This window comes from Nocardia sp. NPDC055321, from assembly GCF_053645575.1.
The window spans coordinates 52,394-74,849 of the sequence record NZ_JBSHMS010000030.1 but is presented as its reverse complement, the minus strand read 5'-3'; the positions used below and the strand labels follow the sequence as shown (position 1 = coordinate 74,849).

The window sequence follows — 22,456 nt, the reverse complement described above, 5'->3', positions numbered from 1 at the left end:
CCCTGGCAGTGCTGCTCGCACCTGGGCAACCCACGATTCCCCGTTGCTGCCACCGGTCGACGCTGTGCTGGTCCAGTGGTGTGGTGTCATCGCGGTTCGGCTGCTCACAGCACCTGTCCCAGGAGCGTATTCGCTTGTATGCTCAAGGGGTGGGTTTTCACTTTCGGGACGATGTCACCGATGCCGAGTACCTTCACGATCTCACCAGGGCGGAGGTTGTGCAGGCACTGGCGTATCCGCGGCGCTGGCCCCAGCGCATCGAATCGAAAGTCGACGCCCGCGTACTCCAGATCTTCAGCCGCACAGCCGAAGGTGTCGGGGTAGCCGTGCTGGTCATCCAGATCGACCACTGGGACTGGCTCATCTATGCAGCTCGCCATCTCGAGGTGGACGAGAACGCCGAATACACCGTTTGGGAGGCAAAGCCATGACGAACGACCGTCGAATCCAAGACCTGACCGCCCAGGCCGCCGACACCGGTCTCATGGACAGCTTCCTGGCCGGGACACTGATCCGTGGCGCAGAGCCGGCCGACGCCGGCGAGCTCCCCGTACCCGACGCGGCCGAGGTGGAGTCCGCGGCGATGGTTCCGACCACCGTCCGGTTCTCCAAGGCCACCAGGGACAAGCTCGCCGTGCTGGCCCACCAACGCGGCGTGGATGTATCCAGCCTGGTCCGCGGATGGGTCGACCATCAGATCGAAGTCGAAGAGAACCCGGACCAGAAGCTGATCACGGTCGCCGAAGCCGTCCAGGCGCTGCAGAACCTGCCACATTCGGCATGAGACCTGGAGATGAACTCGTCACAAGCCCACCGGGCGGGCGAGTTCACTCGGGAAGCGAGTTCGCTGTCGGTCCGGTGTGCGAGCACGTGCCGATGGTCCGGGTTCGGTTCACCTAGACCCAGGTAGGGGTCCGAGCTACCTCTCGCCGCTGGGCGAATAGAAACCTGTGCTTACGGGACGGCCATGTGCCAGGTGACCCTCAAGCCAGAGGTCGATTCTACCTCTGGCCGGTTCGGTCAGCGTGGTATGCGGCTATCACAGCGCTTCGGGCGGCCATCGGTTCGGCGCAGCGCCGACTCACCTGATCAGGCGTTGAGGTCGTGTGCGACCTGGACGAGGAACGTGGTCACCGCTCGGACGTCGGCGGGCGCGAGCAACTCCTGTTCCGGGCTCTTCTTCACGAACCGCATTTCCGCACTCCAAAGCCCATCCTGGACATGTACTTCCGTCCAATACGGCAGCGGGGCTCCCACCCATGCCTTCCCTTCGAACCCTGGAACCGGTGAGTAATCGGTGGGTATCCCCACAGGTTCACCGTCATCTATCCGCTGGTTGTGCACCTGAAGCGCGCCGATGATGTCGCGACCACCGTGGCGGCCGGAGCAGATGGTCGACCAGCCGACGATGCCACTCTCTTCGAAGGTCAGTGTGTCCACGTCCGCGTCGGAAATCGACAGCGAGTTCCGGAGAAAAGTCTGGTAGCGACCGCACAGTTCTGCGCTCGCGTACTTCGAGGGGGAAGTGAATTGGATCGAGGGACCAGAAAACGACGAGCACCCGACGACCGTGACCAGCGCCGAAACGACCAGGATCACACCCCGTTTGGTTCGCGACGTGGCTACTCGTCGTGGTCGTGGCCGCGAGGATTCCTTGCCTGCCTCGTCGACCATTCGCTCGATCGGCACATGCTGGTTTGCTGGCGGTTCGTTCGACCGGTCAACGCGCTCGGCGACCTCAGGCCGCCGGCGCAGATCGACTACCGCACCGGGATCCACTCTGGGCCCGCGCTGAACCCCGACGAGTCCATCCGAGCGACTCCGCAATCCCACCCACGCCCATGCCCATGCCCCCAAGAGTCCGCCCCCACATCAACAACACCGCAGAACCCGCGGCACATCAATCCAGATCGTAGTCACCACCTCACGATCCAGTCATCCGACTATGCCGGGGAACCCGGTTTCGCGAGGATGCTCGAGACGACAGACCTTGCGTCTGAAAAGCCCCGCCACCCGACCGTGACGGTCACGTCGAATGTCCGGAAATCGGCATGAGTGTTCGTGTTCAGGCGACGACCGAATGAGCCGAAGGACTTTCGGTCGGACTCGAGATCGCCGCGGCCCGGTCGGCCCGTGCAAGTCCTCGCCGGCCGCCGATGAACCCTCACCCCGTCGTGGCGGTAGCCGAACCACGTAACATGATGCAGCACTGCACAATACGAGAACCGATCCAGCGGAGGGTGAAACGGTGATCAGCTGGGAGGAGTTCGAGGACGGACTCGCTGCACAATTGTCTGCGCTACCACGCAAGGCGTACCTCATACTCGAGACCAGTGCACCCGAATCACAGCCCGGTCTCGCACAATTCGCTCAATCCGACATGTCCGGCACCCAGATCCTGCACGCCGAACTCGGTGCCTTCGCCGACCTCGCTGTCGACGCCGGACCACACAGCCCAGGGCCTCGGCTCGCACTCGCCGCCGGCTGGCACCCACCCGGCGACGAGCCCGACGACTGGCCGAACTGGTGGTACCAGGTGCCATACCCACTACCGGCACCAAGCAGTCGACAGGTCGCAGCCATGGTGGTCGCAGGCCTGAGAGACGGATTCCACCTCCCCAGTCCCGAGCTACTGAAGTACACGGCGTGGGATCCACTCAACAGCAACCGCCCGCTGACCTTCCCCCTGCTCAGGATCGCACGGAAATAACAGGCCGACACCCGAGTCCGGCACCAGGCCTCGACGGCCGCCGGTTGGCAGGACCGCTGCCGCAAGCTCGATCTCGCACTTGATGTGGTCGCCCGCCCGCCGATCGACATCGCAGCGGAGGGCCCGACAACTGCCACCGTAGTAGCCGAGTCATTGTTGCATCAGATGCGACACGTCCGAATGCGACGATGGCCGGTTCGATCAGCGCGCCATGCGGCAATATGGTGCGTACTGCTGGCGCCTTCAATGATGTCGACCCGAGATTCGAGTGAATGCGCGGGATTGTTGTCGGCTAGGGCTTTTGCGGCGTGATGCCCAGCGCCCAGAGAGCTGCGAAGGGGTCCTTCACTGAGACCGTGATGTCGCGGCCGCTGTGCAAGCGCAACCGCAGTGCGGGTCCGCTGGCCGGTGCCAGGAACGAGCGGCGTTCCCGAGTCCACAGCCTGCGGATACATTCCCGTACTTGTGGCTGCGCATAGTGGATGGTCTCGGCATCGGCAATGTCGTCGCGGGCGAGGGTAAGCCGAGGGAAGCCGAACAGGCCGCGATGCACACTCACCCCGGCCGGGCCCGTGCTCACGCGTTGACTCGATTCCAACACCGTTTGCACGAGCGCGAAGGTCCAGATGGCAACGATCACAACGCTTGCCACGGTTCGGTCGGTGAGGCCGATGAAAACCTGGAGCACCACGACCAGCAGAGTGAGCCAGACCATCGGCCAGTTGGTGACGCGGCAGGTGTAGACCGTCGCGGCGGGCATTACATCAACTCCTCGATCATGCCGAGCACTTCGGCCCTGCTGTAGCCATGCGCGCGAGCGACCTCGATCAACTGGCGGGCGGCCTGTTCCACCGGCGCTGTGGTCGGGGCGGCCGCGGTGACACGTACCCCGCGGCCGCGCCGGAAATCCACCACCCCCTCCTCCCGCAGCCGGCGGTAGGCAGCCAGCACGGTATTGCGGTCGACCGAGAGCGCCTGCGCCAATTCCGTTGCCGGTGGGAGCTGTTCGTTGACCGCCAGCTCCCCGGTGGTCACCGCGCGACGCACGCACGCCGCGATCTGCTCGTGCAGCGACACCCGGGAGGCTTGATCGATGTACCACAACATGGTGCCAATAAAACTAGCACCATCTACCGAGCTGGTGCACTGCGAACGGATGGCCGGTGATCGAATTGCCGGTGAACACCGCCGGGGAACTCGACACGCATGGAGGTCGCGATGACTGCCTGAACCCGCAGGCGATACGGTGCGTTCGGTCGACGCCAGATCGGCTCGGCCCGTTGACCTTCGCCCTGCTTACGCTGGCCGGTTCGGTCAGCGCGCTACGCGGCAGATGAGGATGTTCTGCGCGACAGTGCATCTGGTGTGTCAGTAACCGCCGATGCAGTAACTTTGGTTAATCGTGCACAATCATGAACCCGCTGGCTACGACTGTCCGTTCTGCTTTCTCCTCGCCGGCTGTGAGACCCCGCTCGACAGCCCGCGTGACATCGTGTTGCGAACCGACCAGGCGACCGCCTTCACCGCATCGCGTTGGTGGCCGAACAACCATGGCCATGTGCTGGTCATTCCGAACGCTCATCACGAAAACCTCTACGACCTGCCGCCGGAGTACGGACATGCCGTACACGACGTGGTGCGCACGATCGCCATCGCGATGCGGGCCACCTACGCCTGCAGCGGAGTGTCCACGCGACAGCACAACGAACCACCTGGCGGCCAAGATGTTTGGCACTACCACGTACATGTCTTCCCACGATATGACGGCGATAATCTGTATGGGTCTCGTCCGTTGCCGGGACACGCGACCGGCGAGCAGCGATGGATTTACACCGATAAGCTGCGTGACTATTTCAACTCGCCCCCAGGATGCGAGACCGGCAGTACAGCGCGATAGTCGGCCCCTCCTCAACGCACTGAAACCGGCAGAATCGGATCTTCGGCGGCTGGGCACTCCCGGCCTCGCGGAGATCAAAAGCGCTCGGCCCCAGCGATCTTCAGGGCCGACCGTCTGGCCGATTCGCCCCGCGCTGTCCGCGGCAATGTAGTACGTCGCCGATGGCTGAAATCCCGTGGTACCGAGTGCGCCTGAGCGGATAGGGTCGCCCGGTGCCCGATGCGATCTTCTCTGATGCGCGCCTAGCGCTGGTATACGACGAGTTCGAAGGTGACCGAACCGATCTGCTGGCATACGTCGACCTGGCCCTGGAGTTGGGTTCCGAGATGGTCCTCGACATCGGTTGTGGCACAGGCTCGCTGGCCGTGCAACTGGCGCGGTGCGGCCTGACCGTGGTGGCCATCGACCCCGCCGAAGCCTCCCTGGACGTGGCGCGCGCGAAGGACGCGCCGCCACGAATCAGGTGGATACACGGCGGTGCGGTGGACGTGCCCGAGATCGGTGCCGACCTCGCTGTCATGACCGGAAATGTGGCGCAGGTGTTCGTCACCGACGACGAATGGTCCGCAGTCCTGACCGCTGTTCACCGTGCCCTGCGACCGGGGGGACACCTGGTCTTCGAAACAAGACGTCCAGATCGACGCGCTTGGCAGGACTGGGCCGAGCAAAGCGGGCCCGTTGTTAACCAAGTCCCCGGTATCGGGCATGTGGAGCAGCGTTTGGCCGTGACCGCCGTACAACTGCCGCTGGTGTCGTTCCGACACACGTACGTCTTTGCGGTCGATGGCGCTGTTGTCGTGTCGAATTCGACCCTGAGGTTCCGGGATCGGGAGGAACTCGAAGGGAGCCTGTCTGCTCATGGCTACTTCGTTCGAGAGGTTCGGGACGCACCTGATCGCCCTGGCCGCGAGTTCGTATTCCTCGCACAGAGGGCACTCTGAGCCGCCGCCGGAAACATACGGCATCCGGCGGTTTCGGACGTTCCACCAGCCTTGGACCGGCGCTGCCACCAGACCTTCCGCGGGCTCCGCGTCGGCTGGTTCGGTCAGCGCCGTATGTGGCATTTCCGTGCGTTGTCGGGAAGTGCGTCAGATGGTGCACGGTCGGGCTCGCGGCCAGCCACATCGGGGCTATCGTTGGTTGATCCAATACATCCCGCGACCGGATTCGGCTGGAGCACGCTTGTCGCGGGGCGCGACGCGATCCAGGCGATAGCCCAGCCTTCGGGCGACCGCGGCACTGCGATGGTTGGCTTCATCGCAGTGGATCTCGACCCTGTCGATACCCGGGAGTGCCAACGCGCACTCGGTCAACGCGCCCGCGCTACGGGTCACCACACCACGACCGGTGTGCTCCGCGTGGCACCAGTAGCCGATCTCGACCGCTGCCGGGCCGAGACGGTCGTGTAAGCCGATCGCACCCAGCAGAGTGCCGTCGCTACCGAAGATGCCGTAGTTGAAACCCCGATCCCCGGTGGGCCAGCTCGCGGCGACGACCTCGCCGAATGCGCGTTGCCGCTCCAGAGTGGTCGGTTCGGCGAGCCAGTCCATCCAGGGATGAATATGCTCGAAAGACTCCGTGATCGCCTTGAACCGTGCTCGCAGGTCCTCAGGCCGCCAACGACGAATCAGCAAGTCCTGCAATTCGATCCGCTGCGGTGGGCCGACACCTGGTGCCAGGGCCGGCGACGATTCCACATCCACACAGGCGATAGTGGCGGTCAAATCGGCACCACGGCAACTCAATTCCAACCCGCACGGGTACCGCGGTAGAAACCACCGAGCTCGCGTTGCGATTCGCCGATCGGCTGGGACTGTGCTTCGTGCACACGCCAGCCGAGTCCGCAACTGGTTCCGAACGCCCGGGTCGCGGCATGTCAGTACGTTTGGTTACGGTCGGAGTGTCGTTGCGGCATCGCACCGCATCGCAGTGGGCGGGAGAGCGGGATACGTTGAGCGGCAGTATCAATCACTACAAGACGGTGATTGCGCATGAACTCGGTCCGTTGTTGGCCGAGCAAGGCTTCGTGTTGTCCCCTCACCTCGATGGTGGTGACCTGCCGGAGTTCGAAGACGAAAGTATCTGGTTCGCCAGGTCGTCTCCCGTTCCCGGGCTGACCATCGCAGTCGACTGTCTGTTCTCACCCATCAAATCTTGGGTGGGCATGTCAGCGTATGCGAGCTTGATCTCGATCGAAGTTGGTGAGGTGGTCCGTGGGCTTGCGGAATCGGCGTGGCTGACTGACAACTATCCGGACTTCGGTGGTTCCGGCCGCGGTCTGCTCGAGTTGACGATCTTCGCAGACCACATCAGAGGTGGCTGGCACGGCCCAGCGGACCTCGGCGACCAGGACAACGGTCTCGGCGATGAGACGGATGTCCCGAGGGCGGCGCAGTGGGTGATGAGCTGCCTGCACGGCCCCGTCGGTGAATGGCTCTCGCATCGCGACAGCCTTCCCAAGCTCATCCACCTGGCCAAACAGATCCAACCTTCGATAATGGTCGGCTATCGACCGAGCCCAAACGCCTACCTTTTGCGGATGATCGTGATCCACTGCGTACTGCACGAACATGCCGCGGAGGCGGCGGACCTGATGGCTTGGTATCTGCGCGGCGACCTGTTCGACAGGTTCGACTCGCTCGAGCGGGCAACAGCCTTCGACATCGCGCTATGCGAACGGTTCCCTGAATATGCCACCAGCCGAGCGGAATCAACCTGACGCACTGTTCAAGTCCGCTGACTGGCCGCCCACGACAAGTCGACCGGTCCCCGTATTGCGGGAAATCGTAAGATGCTGTGTTAGCTGCGTTTCATCTCGGTCGAGATGGGACCACCATGGACTGGCTGACGGTCCGCACCACTGATATTGACCCGATGGTGTACCGCCGACCTTCGTGATCGACGCGTTCGCTGACATGGCCGATCGGATCAAGGCCGAGCTCGCTCAGTGACGATTACGCCAGTCGCGCCGCAGTTTTGACCGGGCTTCCGCGCGATCACAGCAGGTTCGGGGTCAAGTCCCTAGCGGCACCCGCCCGGATGCGATGGGTTTGGACCGCCTCTTATTCTCCAGAATTCTTTCTCAGGCCCAGCTCCGCATCGAGGTAGTCCAAGCTGGGATCGGGTCCGTCGTGGAGGCCCTTCGTCGCGAAGAACAAGAGTTCCTCGGGTGAGCGAACATCGGCCAGTTCCGCAAAGAAGGCGGTGGTGTGATGAGCGAATTCCTGCAACCCGACAACCGATCCGATCCAAGCTTCCGGCGCAGACCAGTTCGGAGTAGGTTCCATGGAATCGAGTCGCCATCCCAGTGCGCTCATCCGGTGCCGAACGTCCTCGGTGCGGTCGTGCCCCAGCATGGCGCGGCCTTCGATCATCAACCCGTTCATCCGAAAAGTCACCATCGCCAGCATTTCCGTGCCGCGTACAGCAACCAAGGTCACCGTGCTGTTCTGCGGCAAGGTGGCAAGTGTCCAGTCGAGCCTGCGTGTGAAGTCCGGCCACTGCGTGCAGCGGGTAGGGACGCCGCGCAGAGATGGGCGATCCGGTATGACAGGTTTGCCGGCGAACAACCCCATGTCGTCCAAAGGTCCGTGCCGGTCAGCGGCGAGGAAACACATTCCCCCCACTGTCATTTCGAGTCCGTCGCGCATGATCGTCAGTACCGCCGCTGCGATTTCGGTCTTGTAGTCCGCGTAGGCCCGCCACCCCGTTGACCACTCACCCGCGGGATTCTCGCCTGCGCGGCTGGTTTGCCACACCTGTGTTTCGCGCGGGCGCAGTTCACCGGTGACAGGATCCTGAAATCGCGAAAAGGACAGCGTCTTCTGGGTATCGATCAGAGCTCGTACGCGGGCCTCGAGGGTTGGATCTGCGGGAACGGCGACCTTGACGATCACGTCCGTGTTGTCGAGGTAGAACAGCACACGCGCACCGGATGACCGGTCACACAACTGAATTCGACCATCGATCCGATCGTAGTCCGGGTTGAATACTTCCGGTAAAGCCTCGGCCACCGCAGCCCACGAAGAATCGTTCACGGATCGTCCCTTCCCACATCAGTGTGGACAACCTACATCGCCCCGACGACATCACTCCGTCGACAAGGAAGAGCGCTGAGGGCTTCAGCGCCGCCGTGCGCGACCATGGCGACCAGCGGCACGAGAGGTTGGCAGGAGAGGTTCCGTGGCGTCGGATGAACCAGGATTTCGATGTCGTACAGCGCGGTCGAAATCGCACTGAATTCGGCATTATGGTGCGTTTGCTGGACAGGCCCAACCGGCCGGACAGGACTGCCGATGACGTCAGATCTCAGCGATCCCAACAGATCTCAAGCCTCGCCGGCCGACGCCCAGGTTCGGCGCGAGCCGCGTGTCAGGAGCGGTCAAACATAGCCGATGCGGTCGTTCTGGCAGTCCTGCTGTGTGCCGCGATCGTCGGCGCCCGCGCTACGGTGTTTGATCAGACGGTGCTGTGACCGGTTGAGGCCGCGGTTCATTCTCGATCGAGTTGTCGTTGTCCGGAATTCGAGAACTTGTCGCGTTCTACTCGTCCCCAGCCCCAGCCCCAGCCGCAGCCGGCGCGGCTTCCACGGTTCTCACCTGTGGCTTGTCTGCTCGGACTGTTCGATTGTGGGTGACCTCGAGTCCACCGGTTCGGCTCGGTAGTGACATCGCGCAGCTCGTTCCGGCTGCGGTAGCCCTGGTCCTCACGCGGGATCGAACGAGCACAGCCGCCATGTCATGGCCTCGGCGACATCCGACCGGCCGATCACGTCACCGCCGCGGTACCGGACCGTGTACCGCTTGCTGCGGTTCGCATCGAGTCCGTCGGCGGGCTGCTCGTACCGGACCGTCACCGTCGCTACCGCTTCGGTCCTGTCGTCCGCGTCCACCGCGCGGCCCGGGCTGGTCAAGCGGAAGTCCTCGAACGCGGTCACCATAGCCGGGCCTTGCGGAAACTGTTGGGTGAGTTCGTGTTCGAGGGCCTGCGTGCCGCAGGATTGGGACGTGATCGTCGTCTCGGTGCCGTCGCCGTAGCCGGTCACCTGGATGTCGGTGACTGCGCGCGCACTGGCCTCGAGCCAGTCCATGGCGGCCTCGTCGGAGTGTTCGCGTGCCGCGCACGGCGAGAACGACCGAACCTCGACTCCGAGTGTGCGGTCCTGTTCGTACGCGGCGAACACGACACTGAAACCGCGGTCGTCTTCACGCACGGCACGGTAGAGGGTGCCGGCCGGTGCCTGTTGCGAGATGTCCTCGTCCGATCGGTCGTACCCTTCCAGCGCTTCGAAGCGGGTGCGCGCCGCGTCGACCTGCTGCTGAGACAGATCGTCGATGGTGCTGCGCATATCGATCTTCCACGGCGGGCCCTCGGACATCCCGCCGCTGTTGGTCCGGCACGCGAGCTGGCCGATGACGATGTGCGGGTACGACTGCGCGGGTGAGGGTGACACCGCCAGCACGTTCTGTAGCAGGATCGCCTGCGCGCGTTGCTCGGTCAGCCCGGTCGACTCCAGGATGTCCGCGTTCGTCGGTCCTTTCGCGTACGGATCGAAACCGCACCCCGCCAGTACCACGCACCCGAGCACCGCGATCACCGAAACACTTCTCACCACGGCAGAACCCTCTCCGCTCTCGCCCCGGACCGCCGGGCGCAGCCGGACAGCGAAATGCAGTACACGACAACATTTTCGCTGCACGAACGCAACATCATTGCCGCCTCGGATACCTCTCACGACACCAGGAACACCGTGACAAGCGCCCGCGCCACGATGACCAGCCCGACCGCGAACCCGGCATCGACCTCACGACCCGCCCCCACCCGGCTCACCGCCACATCACCGACCGCGGCCGTTCCCCAATGGACACAGCACTGACTCCGGCGACCGGACACTGGCGATGCTGTCCCCTGCGCCGCGCGGCGCGTATCGGGAGCGCTCACCAGGGAGGGTCCGCCCATGAACACTGATGCTCGTGCCCATGTGCGCCGGGGGAGCCGGCGTGTGAGGTGTGGTCTGCGGTGGCGGCCGGGCGAGGGGCTGGGGCTGGTTGTGGCAGGCTGCCTGGGGTGACTGGTGGGGTGGAGATTCGACGGTGGGGTTTTTCGGCGCTGGCGTGCGTGGTGGTCGTGGTGCTGTCGGGGTGTGGTGCGCAGGTTCCGCCGACTGCGCTGCCGGCCGACTGCGGCAAGAGGTTCGATTTCGATGCCGAGGACACCGATCTGCTCGGGCAGGATCGGCTGCTGAGTGGGGAGATCGCTACCGCGCGCGGCGGTACCGCTCCGGTCACCGTCGGGGAGTTGACCGTTCGTGCCGGATGGGCGGTGGACGGGTGGGACCGGATGGTCATCGTGCGGAGCGAGCGGGCAGCCAAGCTCAACACCGACTCGCAGGTTTTCGACATCTGCTGGGCGAACCTGCCGAAGGCCGCGTACGGCTGGGACTCCGACCGTGCCCTGCGCGAGGCGTTCATGTTGTTCTTCTCGGGCCAGCGGCCGGTGCAGGCGGTGCGATTCGACCCGGCCAGCGCGCCCGCGGACTTCGGCGCACACACGGTGGTCTATCCGGGCACGGTGATGATCCCGACCCGCTTCGCAGGATCCGGGGTGGTCCTGCGCGCGGCACCGTGACGGCCGGATCCGCACGTGTATCGAATCTGCGGGACAGTGACCGCTTTTCTGCGGTGACTGCTCGCGTGCTGTGCTGGTGTGCGCTGGTGTGATCTTCGGATGTTCCTGCACGGCACAGGCTTCAATCAGACATTTGCGACGACTTTGCTGAATGAGGTTTGATCGCTGGTGTTCGTGGTCAATCCCGATTCCGGAGTTTTCTGCCCACTTCGGGGCCACGGCACGGTGGGGGAGATGGCCGTTTGCCCGATCGGCCTTTCTCGTTCGGTGCCGCGACAGGCGGGAACTCCAGCGGATACGCGCACCTGGCGGGAGCCCACCCAACATCACGACCCCTCCCGCCAGGAGCCGGTCCGGCACCCACGCCGGCGTGGTGGCCTCGGATGAGAAGGGGTTTTGCGGTGGACGATTCGCGCACTCAGGTGAACCTGCGCCGGCTCGCGGCGCAGGTCCTGGCCCGGTACGGCAGCATCGACGCGTTCTGCGCGCAGATGTACCTGCTGTTGGACTATCCGACCACCGAACTCCCACAGGTGGCCGGGCGGTACGAAGTCCGCAACTGACGCAGCGCCGGCCCTGAGGGCGACCGCGGCCGCTGTACACACCGACGCCATGCCCCGATACGGGTACACCGCCATCGACGACTCGAGTCCGGTCACCTGCAGCACACGCGCCGCGGTGTCGCCGCCCCCCCGGTGAATACGGTCCCAGCCGCCGCGGATCGACGGTCGGTGTTGGAGCCGCGCGACAGGATACGGTGGTCCGGGTCGGTCGGGCCGCGAGAGTTGTTGGGGCAGGGGTGGTCTGGTCCGGTTCGGCCGCGCACACGGCTGTCGGTGACGATGGCCTCCGACGATGGCAGAGGAGATCACGATGGGCAGGATTGCTTGGGACCGACCCGAGATGACCGCAGTGTTCAACGACGTACCCTCCGACATCGCCATGGCGATCCAGCAGTAGGTCGGATCCGCCGTAGCCGCCGGGGCGAGCCCATCGCGCGCCGACGTGCAGGAACTGATCGCCCGCGCCCGGGCGGCACGCCAGGCACCCGATAACCACACCTGACCCAGGATCGGACCTCGACGCACCAATCGACACTGCCTGCTCGTCGTCCGTCCGCGCCTGGCCGGTCACCGCCCGCGCAATTCGCTGGACGGTCGACGGCGGTCCGTGGTCTGCTTCGCCGGTGACCGAACCTGTATGGGATTCCGCGGTATTGACGCGTGTGGCGACCATCGTGGGCAACGAGCTGACCGGCACCGAGATCGGGATGGTGCTGGGGCAGTTGCAGATGCGCGACCCCGCGGGGCCCGCAGTGACCAAGTGGAAGCGGCTGCTCGCGGCGTTCGAGGCCCGCCAGGCGCAGGATCGTTCGTCCAAACGGATCATCACCTTCATCACCCGGGCGATGGCGCCGGCGCGCTATTCGAGTCGCCCGGAGGTCTTCACCCGGGTGCAGGGCGAGCTGAACGAGACGCTGGTGTTCGTGGGGTTGCGGGTGACCGAGGCCGGCCAAGTTGCGCGCGGTGCGGTGGCGACGACCTTGGACGAGGCCAGCGCTCACGCCGCGTCGTTGGTGGCCGAGTTACGGCGGCGAAACACCCACGCACAGGTGTTGGCCTACTGCGGAGTGGAGGTGTTGAAGAAGAGCTACTTCCACGCATCGCTGGAAGCGGCGAAGGGCGTGTTCGACCGACTGCGCACCATGTCCCAGCGGACCGGAGACGGCGCGAAGCTGATCGACGAGGTGGTCTCGATCGGCGCCCGGGCCAAGCCGGTGATCGCGGTCAACAGCGGCCGCACAGCGTCCGAGCGCGATGAGCAGGTGGGATTCGCGACCCTGCTGAAGGGATTGAACAGCATGTACCGGAACCCGACCGCGCACGACCCGCGCGCGACTCGGACGGTCTCGGATGACGAACTGCTGGAACTGCTCACGATGATCTCGATGATCCACCGGCGTCTGGATCTGGCCGTGGTGACGTTGTGACACAACAGAACCGGGCACGCCCACGCGGGGCTCGGTGCCGCGCGGGCGCACCCGGGTACTACTTCTTGCGGAAGGTGCGCTGCGCTGCGGGTTCGGGCTGCGCGCTCGATGAGGGCGTCGATGGCCCGACACCTGGTGTCGTGATGGCGCGCCCGCCGACGGTGGCGGTGAAAGGGTCCCCGGCGCCGGCGTCTTTCCCACAGGTGCTGCAGAACGGGTACGGTCTCGGGTTCATGGAAGGGGGTGGCGCCGAGCGGGTCCAGCAGGGCCTCGGTGTCGGGCAGCACGATCACCGCCTGCGGCGGGCCGAACGGGTCGAGGCTGCTCGAGCATCCCCAACTCTGTGCTGGTGAAATCTGCCACCGCCGGCCGGTTCGGCCGCCGCGGCACACCGTATGAGCGAGCGCTGCGGAACAGGAAACACCTGATCGCGTTGGGTCCTTCACGGCGACGAGATGCGGCGTGTTGGCGCTTTTCAGGTGGTCGGCCGCCGAACAGACGACGGCTTGATCAGCGCGGCCGCAGCCAGTGCGATCGCACCAATGCCCCCGATGGGCCAGAAGATCGCTCGGCGGATGAGTGCGGCATCCTGGCACGGTTCCATGAGTCGTTCGCGATGCCCGCCACCGATCCGCGATGAGCCATCCATCGGCTCGATACGCAGGGAATTTCCACAGTCGACCGAACGCGAGGTTCCGAACAACGCCGCCTCGGAGACTGTCAGGTCCCAGAGCAGGCCCGTGGCAGCAAGAGCAATCAGAACAACACCGGCAACTCCGACGAAGGCACGCAGAGACATGGCCGCCATACTCGCATGCAATGACGTGGCATGCGCACGGTTCGATGCCGTAAGCCAGGAGAGCGATCCTGGTGATCGATACCGCAGCAGCGGATTTCGCTGTCGTCTACGACGGTCAGACTCTGACTCGGCTCGATATATTGCTGTTCCGAACGGCTGGCCCTAACCAGCGAACCAGCCACCGAGAACCGGGTCCGGATCGAGAAGATCGTCGCTGCCACAGCAGAATTCGATCGCTTCCCCGAGTGCCAGGCAGCCAGTTCGCGACCCTGTCGACCGGGACGGTCGACAGGGTCGCGAACGTCTGGGGGCGTACTTGTCGGCGGTCGAGGCGATCGGACCGACCGACCGCGCGGATTGCCTCGCGTAGGAGGTTTCCCGAGTTCGCGGTGGGGTGTCGTCCGCAGCTCAACCGGGTGTGTTCGGTGTGGCGCGTCCGCGGCGGGCGTATCGGGCCGCTGTCTGTTGCGCGGCTTTGAACGATCGTGTGGTGGCCAGGGTTCTGATGGAGTCGGACCACCAGACTTCGTACGGGTCGCCGTCGCGTCGGTTGGTGATCAGCACGTTCCCGTTCACGCCTTCGGCCTTGTACTGCACCCGGCCCATCGGGTCCTTGTACGACGACACACCGGGTTCGAGCGGGACGCCACCGGGACCGGTCTCCGCCGTGGCCACCGACGGCGCCGGGGCCGAGGTCGGGGTTAGGGTCGTGGAGGTTTCGTTGGAGCCGAAGACCACCATCGGGCGGCCGTCGCTGTCCCGGAACTGCGCGGTGAGTCCGACTTTCACGCCTCGTTTGTGCATTTCCCGGATCATTTCTTCCTGATCGGGGTGCAGGGCTACGACGTCCTCGACGCTCGGGTTCGTCGGTACGGCCGCCGCGAGCTGATCGGCGACCGCGTCACGGTCGGCGAGGGCTGCGGTGGCTGTGCCGGCCGCGCTGTGCGCGGCCTTGCGGGCATCGCCGGGGCAGCGCCGCGGCCCGCCGCGCTCATTGCTCGCTCGGCACACCGGCCTCACCTGGCCTGATCGCTGGAGTCGAGCAGATCGGCGAGCGCACCGTAGCTCTCGCCGAACACGGTCCGCAGTTTCCGGACACCGGCGGGCCCGAGCGCGTGTGTGCCGCGCACGACCTGTTCGAGGGTGAGGGCGCCGGGGCCGGGTTTCGGGTGCCGGACCGTGCAGCGTCGCCGGGCGCCGGTGGCGTCGATCCGCAGCAGCGTCACCGGGAGATCTGCGGTCCGGTCGGGATGCGCGCGCCCGGTCGCCATCACCCGTTCGCGCACCAACAGCGTTGCCAACGGAGACTTTTCGCCCAGTGGCAGCGAGAACAGGTAGCCGTCACGGTCATCGACGGTTCCCTTGGCGGCGCGGGCCCGGAACTCCTGGGCGGCGACGACCTGGCCCGCCTGGTGGGCGCGCTGCAGTACGGTGCGGTACTCGGGATCGCAGCACACATCGAGCTGGCGCTGGGATTCGGCGAGCCCGTCGGGGGTGCCGCGATATTCTTTGTCGCGCAACGCGGTTGTTCGCATCGCGGCCTCGAACCGGTCGTTGAGGGTGTGCCAGCGCGCGGCGAGTTTGCCGAAGCTGGGGACTGGAACGCTGCTGTGCATCGGCGCGCTTTCTTCGGTGCGGAGGACGTCATCGGGGACGCACCGCAGGCTATGGACCGGGTTCTCCACACGACGCGCACCCCCATTGGTGTCCGGCGCGACCAGCCCGAGCCGGTGGCGCGATGCGCAGTGCCCGCCGTGGTGCGCGGCATCTGCTTCGCCTGCCCCATCACTGACCTGCTGGCGGTGAGGACCACCTGCGTGGTGCTGCGCCACTGCGCGTCCTGTAGGGACCAGCGCCACGTCATCGGCCAATCCCGTCCGCCGACCCCGGAGCTGTTCTGGGCAGTGTTCTGAGTGACATGGGGGTGGTGAGTGGAGGTGCTGAAAGGGCGAGGTCTGTGCACGGCTGCTACCAGAGCAAACGCGCGCTGTGTCGGAGTTCGCCGACACGCGCGCGACGCGGCCGAGGCAGGTTTGTGCAAACCGGTTGGGAAACGGCTGGTCCGAGGGCGTGCCGCAGGGGTAGGGTCGGGGACCCGCTCTCGCCGACAGGCGAATGGAAACCCGTGGATCTTCGCGCCGGAGAACCGCATCGATCACCGGTCGGGGACCTGCTCTCGCCGACAGGCGAATGGAAACTGGGCTTGCGTGCCCACCAGTGAGTGAGATTTCGCTGGTCGGGGACCCGCTCTCGCCGACAGGCGAATGGAGACGACAGGTGCTCGCTCCTGGGTTATCGGTGCAACCGGGGGTTGTCGGGGACCCGTTCTCGCCGACAGGCGAATGGAAACGACGTAGATGTCGGTGTTGGGGCGAACGACGATCCGCGTCGGGGACCCGCTCTCGCCGACAGGCGAATGGAAACTCATGCCGGGACATACCCGAAGGTCGGCGCCAGAGCCTTGTCGGGGACTCGCTCTCGCCGACAGGCGAATGAAACTCTGTCGATGCAGTCGGTTACAGAAGCATTCATCGAGCTTGATGAGGCACGGGGCGGGGGGCGTACCGCCGTAGTGGAGTTCCTCGCGACCGACGTGGCCGCGATGCTGCACTCGCTTCGCTGACGACAAGACGTGGATGCACGGCTACTCGGCCGCTTCCGGGCCGGCCTATCTGGCCGGCTTCAAGGCGTACGACGCTGCCGACGACGGTGTTGCGCAGCGGTACTCCCTCGCAGGGTGGTGCGCGGACCGCAGAAACCTTCGAGGTCTGTGCAACGCGCTGACCAGAGCAGATAACCCGATCTGGAGGTGCCCACTGCCTGGAGGATGGCTGGAAGGAGGTCTGTTCAGCGACGAGACAACGCCGCAGGTCACAGCAGGTGCCAACCGGGTAGGATCAGCAGCGCGGTCTCGCCGAAGGGCGAATGGAAGCGGCCAGGTCGTTCAGGGCCTTGTCTTTCCCTGCGGCGCGCTCGGCTTGCCTGTCGGCTACTTCCGGTGCGAAGGCCGCGGCTACCCGCAACTCAGCGCCACCGTCAGCGTGTACCCCGGCCGCCGTGCATCTCCGGTCTGGCTACGCTCGATCGAACTCGCCCGGCGCGGTACTGGATCACGCGGGCGAGACCTGGCGCCGCGCCGGACGGCGCAGAAGCGATTGCCTACCAGCGGTATCGGTCAACGCAGGATCGGTATCGGTGACACTGACAAATCCCTGCACCACACCCGTACCACCTGAGCTCGACCCGGCGCAGGGGTTACGCCGCGACCAGCGGAAAGCTGATTCTGCGCACGACGCCACCGCGGTCGACCACGAACATTTGACTGAACGGCCGGTCCGACACGAGCCACCGGCGCGGCGGCGCGCACACCTCGCGAGGCCAGTACCAGTCATAACGTTCGCTGGCGCTGCGCAGCCGGTCAGCGCCCAGTGCGTAGGACGGATCCGAGGCCGAGTGTTGGTCGAGGTGGCGCGCCAGCGCGGCGACCGCGTCTTTCTGGCTGCTGTACCTTTGCGCACTCACCGACAACCGGAACCCGCTCGCAGCGGTTGCGTCGGTGGATATTTCGGCCCACCCCCATCCCTCGACAGGCCGTTTCGGTGCCTCTGTCGGCGGCTGCGCGGTCTCGGCCTTCTTCTTCTCTTTCTCGTTCTTGACCCGCACGAACTCCGCCACGAACGGCGCAGCCAGCAAGGCGCCCGCCACGACGGTCCCGGCCGCCACGTTGCCGGTCAGGGCAACGACTCCCGCGTACACCACGAATACGAGCAATGCCGACAACATCACGACCCCCTCAAAGCACTGCTGATCCAGCGCGATGCGAGCCTATAGCAGCCCGCTGACAAACGGTCCGAACAACTCGTCGCCCCGTGGCACGAAAAACGTTCAGCCGCAATTCATTTCGTGAATTCGATCCGTTGCCGACCGGATTCGACGCGCCTTCGTCGTATCCGATAGCTGCTGATCCGCGCCGCTGCGGGACCGGCTCAGCGGCCCTGCTGGCGTCAGGGGTGAAAGCATCGGCATCGCGGATCCAATGTGCTCTCGGGCGGAACCCATCGCGGGGACAAGGCGTCGGGAGTCTCGGTGCGTCAGTGTGATTGGACACGCGGACATGCTGTCGTTCAAGATCGAATTGGCTTCGCGTCGAAGCCGTCTTGCCAAGGGGAGGAATACGAAGTGTCGATGTCATGGAAGGTCGCCGCGGTCGCGGCGGCCAGCACAGCCGCTCTCTCGCTCGGCGCGCCGATCGCCGGCGCCGCGACTCTGCACGGGTCGATCGCGGTGGACACCAAGATCAACGGCAGCCCGCGTGCGTCCTGGGGTGCGGCGTGGAATGACCGCACCCAGGTCTCCGCAGAACAGGCCGCGCTGGACGAGTGCGGGCGCGGCACCTGCCGGACCATCGTCAGCTGGAGCAACGGCTGCGGCGCGGTCGTGGGCAGCGAGGGCGAGGCCTTCGTTTCCGGCGGATCCGGTGCCACACCCGCCGAAGCGGAGCAGAACGCGCGTGAGAACGCGGTCCGTGAGCACCCGGCCTTGTTCGCTCCCAAGGCGGCCACCGGAAGCTCCGCTGCCAGCCCGGGCTTGGTCCCACACGTCATCGTCATCAAATGCACCGACTAGCAAGCACTTCACACCGGTGCCCTGTTGGCCGCGGAGGCCATGGACCGGTTCGTGACAAGGGAACGACCTGATCCTGGCAGGGGACAGGGTCAGGTCTTCACCGAGTGCACGGACCATGACGGCCTCGGCCGGTCATATCGTCGGACAGGGCTACGACTCCCACCGGCACGGGGAATCGGGACAGTCCCGACAGCAACGTCACGAACCCCTATGGAACGCAGCTGATCTCGCGTGGTGCGCGCCTGCCGCAGCCCTGTCCGCTGGCGAGATCGCCATTACCTGGTCCCCGCGCGCACAACTGACCTCAGCTGCGGGCCTCGAAGCGACCGGCTCACCCCGGGGCTGCCGTCTTTGGCGATGCCTTGCTGTCTTCGGGGGCTGCCTCGACGCCCGGATCTGCCGGCGTCGTTCGCCCTCGGACCGTGGCACACCGTTGGGCCGAGGCGAGTGCGCGCGGTCAAGGGTTCCTTGGCAGCGGTACCTCGCGATTGGACTCGGCGTAATCGTTTGCAGCCGTCGGAGTTCTGTATGGCGTTTGCCGGGTGCGTCGCCGCGGCCCGAATCTCCGCTGTCCTGGCGCGTGAGTGAGATTTCGCCGGGATGGCGTGTGTGGTGCCCCGGAAGCCGAGTCCGCGCGAGCGGCGGGTACCAGGTTGGGATGGCGTGCCGGGGCGCGGCCGAGCGAAGGACAGGACCGGGCCCGGCGATCGCAGCATGCAGGCGTATGTGCAACACGCTCCGAAAGGCTGCGAACACTGTTGCTGGACAACGGAGTTCGAGCGATCGGAGAGTGGTAATGGGTTCGGAATGTGTGGAGCATGATGACTCGCGTGAGTGCGGGGGACCGGTGAGCTGGTATCCGGCGCTGTCGGGGTCGGGCAGTGTGTACCCGCGCTGCGAGTCGGGGTATCGCGAATACGTGGGCCGGGTACAGCCTCGGATCGATCGGATCGGTCGTGAGTTCCCGGACACCGATACCCCGCCGTCGTGGTTCGATCCGCTGGCCGCTGGTGAACGGTGGAATCCGGAGTAGTCACCGCGGCAGCCGGAACCGTTGCCCCGTGCATGGCTGAGGTCGTGCACGGGGCACGTCCGGTGTCGGGCGTGCGTCGGACCTCCGCACAGCGGGTTAACCCCGAACCGTGTGGTGTGCGAACGACACGAACAGCACAGCGGGACACACGGATTCGCCGATTCCGCCCACACCCCATGGGGCACGATCGCCCGCGGCGGCCGTCGACCCTGCCCACCGACAGCGGGTTCGACAGCGGTTCGGGCCACCGTGACGAAGGTGCCGCGTTCCAGCGGGCGCGGACCGGGGGTTACTTCGTGACGATCTGTCCGGTGAGGCTCGAGTTGCCCACGGCCACGCACAGGACTCCGTGGAAGTCGTTGTAGGACTTGGCTTTGTCGGGCGAGTAGTACACGCGCAGCTCGACGCTGTCCTCGAGGCCGGCGGCGGTCAGGAGAGGGCGTGCGCGGGTTTCGCATTGGGCGTGGGCGTCGGGGCGGGCGGTGGCTTCGCCGCCGGAGGTGTCGATCGGGCCCCGGTACAGCACCTCGGCCTCGTGCGGTTTGGCGCAGTTCCGGCGCACCGAGGACGCGAGTTCCTGGCCGTCGCCGTAGATGTCGATGCAGTCACCGATGCGCAGGTCGTTGACTCCCACATCGGTGCGCCGGTCGTCGTTGGTGATCCCGCGCCAGAGCATGAACGAACCCAGCGTCAGCGCGCCCGCGGTGATCACTGCGGGCACCAACCACCGGCGCCGCGCCGAACCCGGCGGGGTCGGGGGCGGCCCGGGATGGATCGGGGCCTGCCAGTGTGGTTGCGGGCCGGGGTATGGGTGTGCCGGCCCCTGATGCCACTGCGCACCACCGCCTCCGCCTGCCGGATACGAATCCATGGCCCCGCCCCTTTCCAGTCACTGTCGTGGCAGCACACCACCGCCCCCGCAGACACCTTAGCCACACCGAATTCCGCCAGTGACGGCCCGACACCGCCCAGGTCGACAACTCCGACCAGCGACGCCGCCCGCCGGACGCGATCGACATCCCGTTTCCCGGGGACCGGAAGCGGGGCGGCGATCACGAGAACAGCGGCATGAGCGGAGCCCGGCGCCGTGCTCGCGGGTTGCCGATGGATCGCACCACCCATGGCCGCGATGCGGTCACCGCGGGCCGTCGACGACAAACACTCGCCGGCACGGAGCCGAGGCCGGCGTGAGGACGGCGGGATTGCTCGAGTATTTCTGCTCTGCAGGGGCAGATCGCGCCCTGGAAGCATCGCTTGCATGGCATCACAGCAACCCGAGGTCCCTGTCCGGCCGGCCCGAACACGGTGGCAGGTAGCCGATCTGGTGGCCGGGTGGACGCTGTGGCTGGCCGCTGTCGTGGGTGGGGTGTTCGCGGTCGGGTTCACGCTCATGGTGACCGTGCTTGGGTTGTGCCTGGACACCCCGGACTGTGGCTACGCTCCGGCAGTGATCATCATCGCCGACGGTGTGATTGTGGCGGGCGCGCTGATCTGGTCGCTGGTGTCGATCATCGCCGCCGTCCGGGACCGCCAAGCGATCTGGCCCATTCCGATCCTGGCGATGACGGCCATCGCGGTGAGCACCGTAGCGGTCCTCACGATCGCCGGGTATGTAGCCGACCGCTAGCGCATCGCGGCATTCGAGCGCCGCAACACTTCAGCGGCGACCTCCAGGCCGTTGCAGGCAGAAGAACCCGGCCGCGACAGCGGACCGGCGGAGGTAGGTCGACTGGAGCCGCGGGCTCTGAAATCTAAGCCGGTCGGCCGGTGTGGGTCGGCTTCGCGCGTGATCGAGGGTTCACTGCCCGCCGACTTCTCATCGTGAGTGCGGAGGTCATGTGGAGCGGGCCATGAAGTCGCGGTGGCCGTAGAGGGGGTATTGCTCGTCGGGGCCGGCGAGCCAGTGCGGTGCCCCGCGCACGATCATCGAGGCTGGATCCTCGGCCAGGCTCGAGCACGCCGCTTCCACCAGGGCGATGCGTTGATCGATGCGGTCCGGCAGCCGGACGCCGAGCATGGCCAGGGTCGCACCGAGCAGCGGAGCGTCGTTAGCGCCTCCCATCGAGGTGAGGTACTCGTGCACGGCTCCGGCCACCCGCGGTATGTCCTTGCGCAGAGCGGGCCGCAGCTGGGCGATGATCTCTTCGCTCAGACCACGCGCGGCCTCGTCCACCGCTGAATCGCAGGAATCGGTACCGGCGGCGATGGATGAGAGCCGTTCGCATTCGGCGAGCAACCTCGTATTCGGCGGCAACGACGCTCCCGACTCTCGCAGGGCGGCGTACACGCCGTTGATCAACGCCAACTCGGTCGCGACGGCCTCGGCCCGAGCGGTCACGAGTGCGGTGAGGTCGGCGTTGACCGCAACCGACGGGCTGATCTGTGGCATGGTCGTGGCTCCCGGATGGCGATCTGGATGGAGATGCTCATGGGACCACACCTCAGGTCGGTCGCCGGTGAGCGGACGGCGCGTCGACGCCGGCTCGTGCGCAGGCGTGTCTGTGGCGGAAAGCGCTCGCAATACCGCTAACATGCTGCTGAACAACACCTTTCGACAGCATCGAGCCGTGCCTGACCTTCGCGGTCGTGACCAGGCTCGTCTCGCTGATTGGTGGGACCGTGATCGAGGGGGCCGATTGAACGGGCCCGATCGGTCTGCTGACTCCGCTCGGGTGCTCATCGCGGGCGGCCATCTCACAGATCCCTGGAGCCGCAACGGCGTCACCTTTGGACGTGCGCCGTTCCACCATGCACGACGAAACCGAACGAGCCGG

The 22,456-nt window shown here is 65.8% G+C and carries 23 protein-coding genes; 11 read left to right on the top strand and 12 right to left on the bottom strand.

Features of this window, described 5'->3' with window-relative positions; genetic code table 11:
• The first annotated feature begins 149 nt into the window (after positions 1-149).
• Positions 150-431: a hypothetical protein gene (locus ACWIGI_RS34755; RefSeq protein WP_454207618.1), complete on the top strand. Its 282-nt coding sequence runs from the start codon at positions 150-152 to the stop codon at positions 429-431.
• On the top strand, positions 428-784 hold the full coding sequence (locus ACWIGI_RS34750; protein WP_454207616.1) for a regulator: 357 nt from the start codon (positions 428-430) through the stop codon (positions 782-784). Before ACWIGI_RS34755 ends, ACWIGI_RS34750 begins: the two co-directional genes overlap by 4 nt.
• A 305-nt stretch (positions 785-1,089) precedes the next feature.
• Here the strand turns inward: ACWIGI_RS34750 and ACWIGI_RS34745 are convergent, their stop codons facing one another.
• Positions 1,090-1,599 (bottom strand): hypothetical protein, encoded by a 510-nt coding sequence (locus tag ACWIGI_RS34745; RefSeq protein ID WP_454207614.1) that lies wholly within the window; start codon positions 1,597-1,599, stop codon positions 1,090-1,092.
• Between the two features lie 649 nt (positions 1,600-2,248).
• On the opposite strand from ACWIGI_RS34745, the gene ACWIGI_RS34740 reads away from it, so the two are divergent.
• Positions 2,249-2,710 (top strand): TY-Chap domain-containing protein, encoded by a 462-nt coding sequence (locus tag ACWIGI_RS34740; RefSeq protein ID WP_454207613.1) that lies wholly within the window; start codon positions 2,249-2,251, stop codon positions 2,708-2,710.
• A 292-nt stretch (positions 2,711-3,002) separates the two neighbouring features.
• Here ACWIGI_RS34740 and ACWIGI_RS34735 read toward each other — a convergent pair whose 3' ends face one another.
• Positions 3,003-3,470, bottom strand: a complete 468-nt coding sequence (locus ACWIGI_RS34735; RefSeq protein ID WP_454207612.1) for a hypothetical protein — start codon at positions 3,468-3,470, stop codon at positions 3,003-3,005.
• Positions 3,470-3,817, bottom strand: a complete 348-nt coding sequence (locus tag ACWIGI_RS34730; protein WP_454207610.1) for a GntR family transcriptional regulator — start codon at positions 3,815-3,817, stop codon at positions 3,470-3,472. Before ACWIGI_RS34730 ends, ACWIGI_RS34735 begins: the two co-directional genes overlap by 1 nt.
• Positions 3,818-4,112: 295 nt before the next feature.
• Here ACWIGI_RS34730 and ACWIGI_RS34725 point away from each other — a divergent pair, with 295 nt between their 5' ends.
• Both ACWIGI_RS34725 and ACWIGI_RS34720 read left to right on the top strand, forming a co-directional pair.
• Positions 4,113-4,607 (top strand): HIT family protein, encoded by a 495-nt coding sequence (locus ACWIGI_RS34725; protein WP_454207608.1) that lies wholly within the window; start codon positions 4,113-4,115, stop codon positions 4,605-4,607.
• Between the two features lie 212 nt (positions 4,608-4,819).
• On the top strand, positions 4,820-5,548 hold the full coding sequence (locus ACWIGI_RS34720; protein ID WP_454207606.1) for a class I SAM-dependent methyltransferase: 729 nt from the start codon (positions 4,820-4,822) through the stop codon (positions 5,546-5,548).
• A gap of 189 nt (positions 5,549-5,737) precedes the next feature.
• Here the strand turns inward: ACWIGI_RS34720 and ACWIGI_RS34715 are convergent, their stop codons facing one another.
• Positions 5,738-6,310, bottom strand: coding sequence for a GNAT family N-acetyltransferase (locus ACWIGI_RS34715; RefSeq protein ID WP_454207604.1), 573 nt, complete (start codon positions 6,308-6,310; stop codon positions 5,738-5,740).
• A gap of 248 nt (positions 6,311-6,558) precedes the next feature.
• On the opposite strand from ACWIGI_RS34715, the gene ACWIGI_RS34710 reads away from it, so the two are divergent.
• Positions 6,559-7,326, top strand: a complete 768-nt coding sequence (locus ACWIGI_RS34710) for a hypothetical protein (protein WP_454207602.1) — start codon at positions 6,559-6,561, stop codon at positions 7,324-7,326.
• A 343-nt stretch (positions 7,327-7,669) separates the two neighbouring features.
• Here ACWIGI_RS34710 and ACWIGI_RS34705 read toward each other — a convergent pair whose 3' ends face one another.
• Positions 7,670-8,644, bottom strand: a complete 975-nt coding sequence (locus tag ACWIGI_RS34705) for a TY-Chap domain-containing protein (protein ID WP_454207600.1) — start codon at positions 8,642-8,644, stop codon at positions 7,670-7,672.
• Positions 8,645-9,312: 668 nt separating this feature from the next.
• The gene (locus ACWIGI_RS34700; protein ID WP_454207598.1) at positions 9,313-10,221 is read right to left on the bottom strand and encodes a hypothetical protein; all 909 of its coding nucleotides are present in this window, start codon (positions 10,219-10,221) and stop codon (positions 9,313-9,315) included.
• A 452-nt stretch (positions 10,222-10,673) separates the two neighbouring features.
• On the opposite strand from ACWIGI_RS34700, the gene ACWIGI_RS34695 reads away from it, so the two are divergent.
• From ACWIGI_RS34695 to ACWIGI_RS34685, 3 genes are all read left to right on the top strand, one after another.
• Positions 10,674-11,234, top strand: a complete 561-nt coding sequence (locus tag ACWIGI_RS34695; RefSeq protein WP_454207597.1) for a hypothetical protein — start codon at positions 10,674-10,676, stop codon at positions 11,232-11,234.
• 401 nt (positions 11,235-11,635) lie between these two features.
• A complete protein-coding gene (locus ACWIGI_RS34690) occupies positions 11,636-11,797 on the top strand; it encodes a hypothetical protein (protein ID WP_454207595.1) in 162 nt (53 codons plus the stop codon).
• Positions 11,798-12,420: 623 nt separating this feature from the next.
• Positions 12,421-13,224, top strand: coding sequence for a TIGR02391 family protein (locus ACWIGI_RS34685; protein ID WP_454207593.1), 804 nt, complete (start codon positions 12,421-12,423; stop codon positions 13,222-13,224).
• 475 nt (positions 13,225-13,699) lie between these two features.
• Here ACWIGI_RS34685 and ACWIGI_RS34680 read toward each other — a convergent pair whose 3' ends face one another.
• The 4 genes from ACWIGI_RS34680 to ACWIGI_RS34665 form a co-directional block, all read right to left on the bottom strand.
• On the bottom strand, positions 13,700-14,023 hold the full coding sequence (locus ACWIGI_RS34680) for a hypothetical protein (protein ID WP_454207591.1): 324 nt from the start codon (positions 14,021-14,023) through the stop codon (positions 13,700-13,702).
• 408 nt (positions 14,024-14,431) lie between these two features.
• Positions 14,432-15,034: a hypothetical protein gene (locus ACWIGI_RS34675; protein ID WP_454207589.1), complete on the bottom strand. Its 603-nt coding sequence runs from the start codon at positions 15,032-15,034 to the stop codon at positions 14,432-14,434.
• Positions 15,035-15,039: 5 nt separating this feature from the next.
• Positions 15,040-15,639: a hypothetical protein gene (locus ACWIGI_RS34670; RefSeq protein ID WP_454207587.1), complete on the bottom strand. Its 600-nt coding sequence runs from the start codon at positions 15,637-15,639 to the stop codon at positions 15,040-15,042.
• Between the two features lie 1,639 nt (positions 15,640-17,278).
• Positions 17,279-17,806 carry a hypothetical protein gene (locus ACWIGI_RS34665; protein WP_454207585.1) on the bottom strand — a complete coding sequence of 176 codons (528 nt, stop codon included), beginning with the start codon at positions 17,804-17,806 and terminating at the stop codon, positions 17,279-17,281.
• A gap of 402 nt (positions 17,807-18,208) precedes the next feature.
• Here ACWIGI_RS34665 and ACWIGI_RS34660 point away from each other — a divergent pair, with 402 nt between their 5' ends.
• On the top strand, positions 18,209-18,649 hold the full coding sequence (locus ACWIGI_RS34660) for a DUF4189 domain-containing protein (protein ID WP_454207651.1): 441 nt from the start codon (positions 18,209-18,211) through the stop codon (positions 18,647-18,649).
• A gap of 1,322 nt (positions 18,650-19,971) precedes the next feature.
• Here ACWIGI_RS34660 and ACWIGI_RS34655 read toward each other — a convergent pair.
• Complete coding sequence (locus ACWIGI_RS34655; protein WP_454207583.1) at positions 19,972-20,394, bottom strand: hypothetical protein; 423 nt, start codon at positions 20,392-20,394, stop codon at positions 19,972-19,974.
• Between the two features lie 546 nt (positions 20,395-20,940).
• On the opposite strand from ACWIGI_RS34655, the gene ACWIGI_RS34650 reads away from it, so the two are divergent.
• Positions 20,941-21,309, top strand: a complete 369-nt coding sequence (locus ACWIGI_RS34650; RefSeq protein ID WP_454207581.1) for a hypothetical protein — start codon at positions 20,941-20,943, stop codon at positions 21,307-21,309.
• Positions 21,310-21,516: 207 nt separating this feature from the next.
• On the opposite strand, the gene ACWIGI_RS34645 is transcribed toward ACWIGI_RS34650, so the two are convergent.
• The gene (locus ACWIGI_RS34645) at positions 21,517-22,071 is read right to left on the bottom strand and encodes a hypothetical protein (RefSeq protein ID WP_454207580.1); all 555 of its coding nucleotides are present in this window, start codon (positions 22,069-22,071) and stop codon (positions 21,517-21,519) included.
• Positions 22,072-22,456 lie beyond the last annotated feature (385 nt).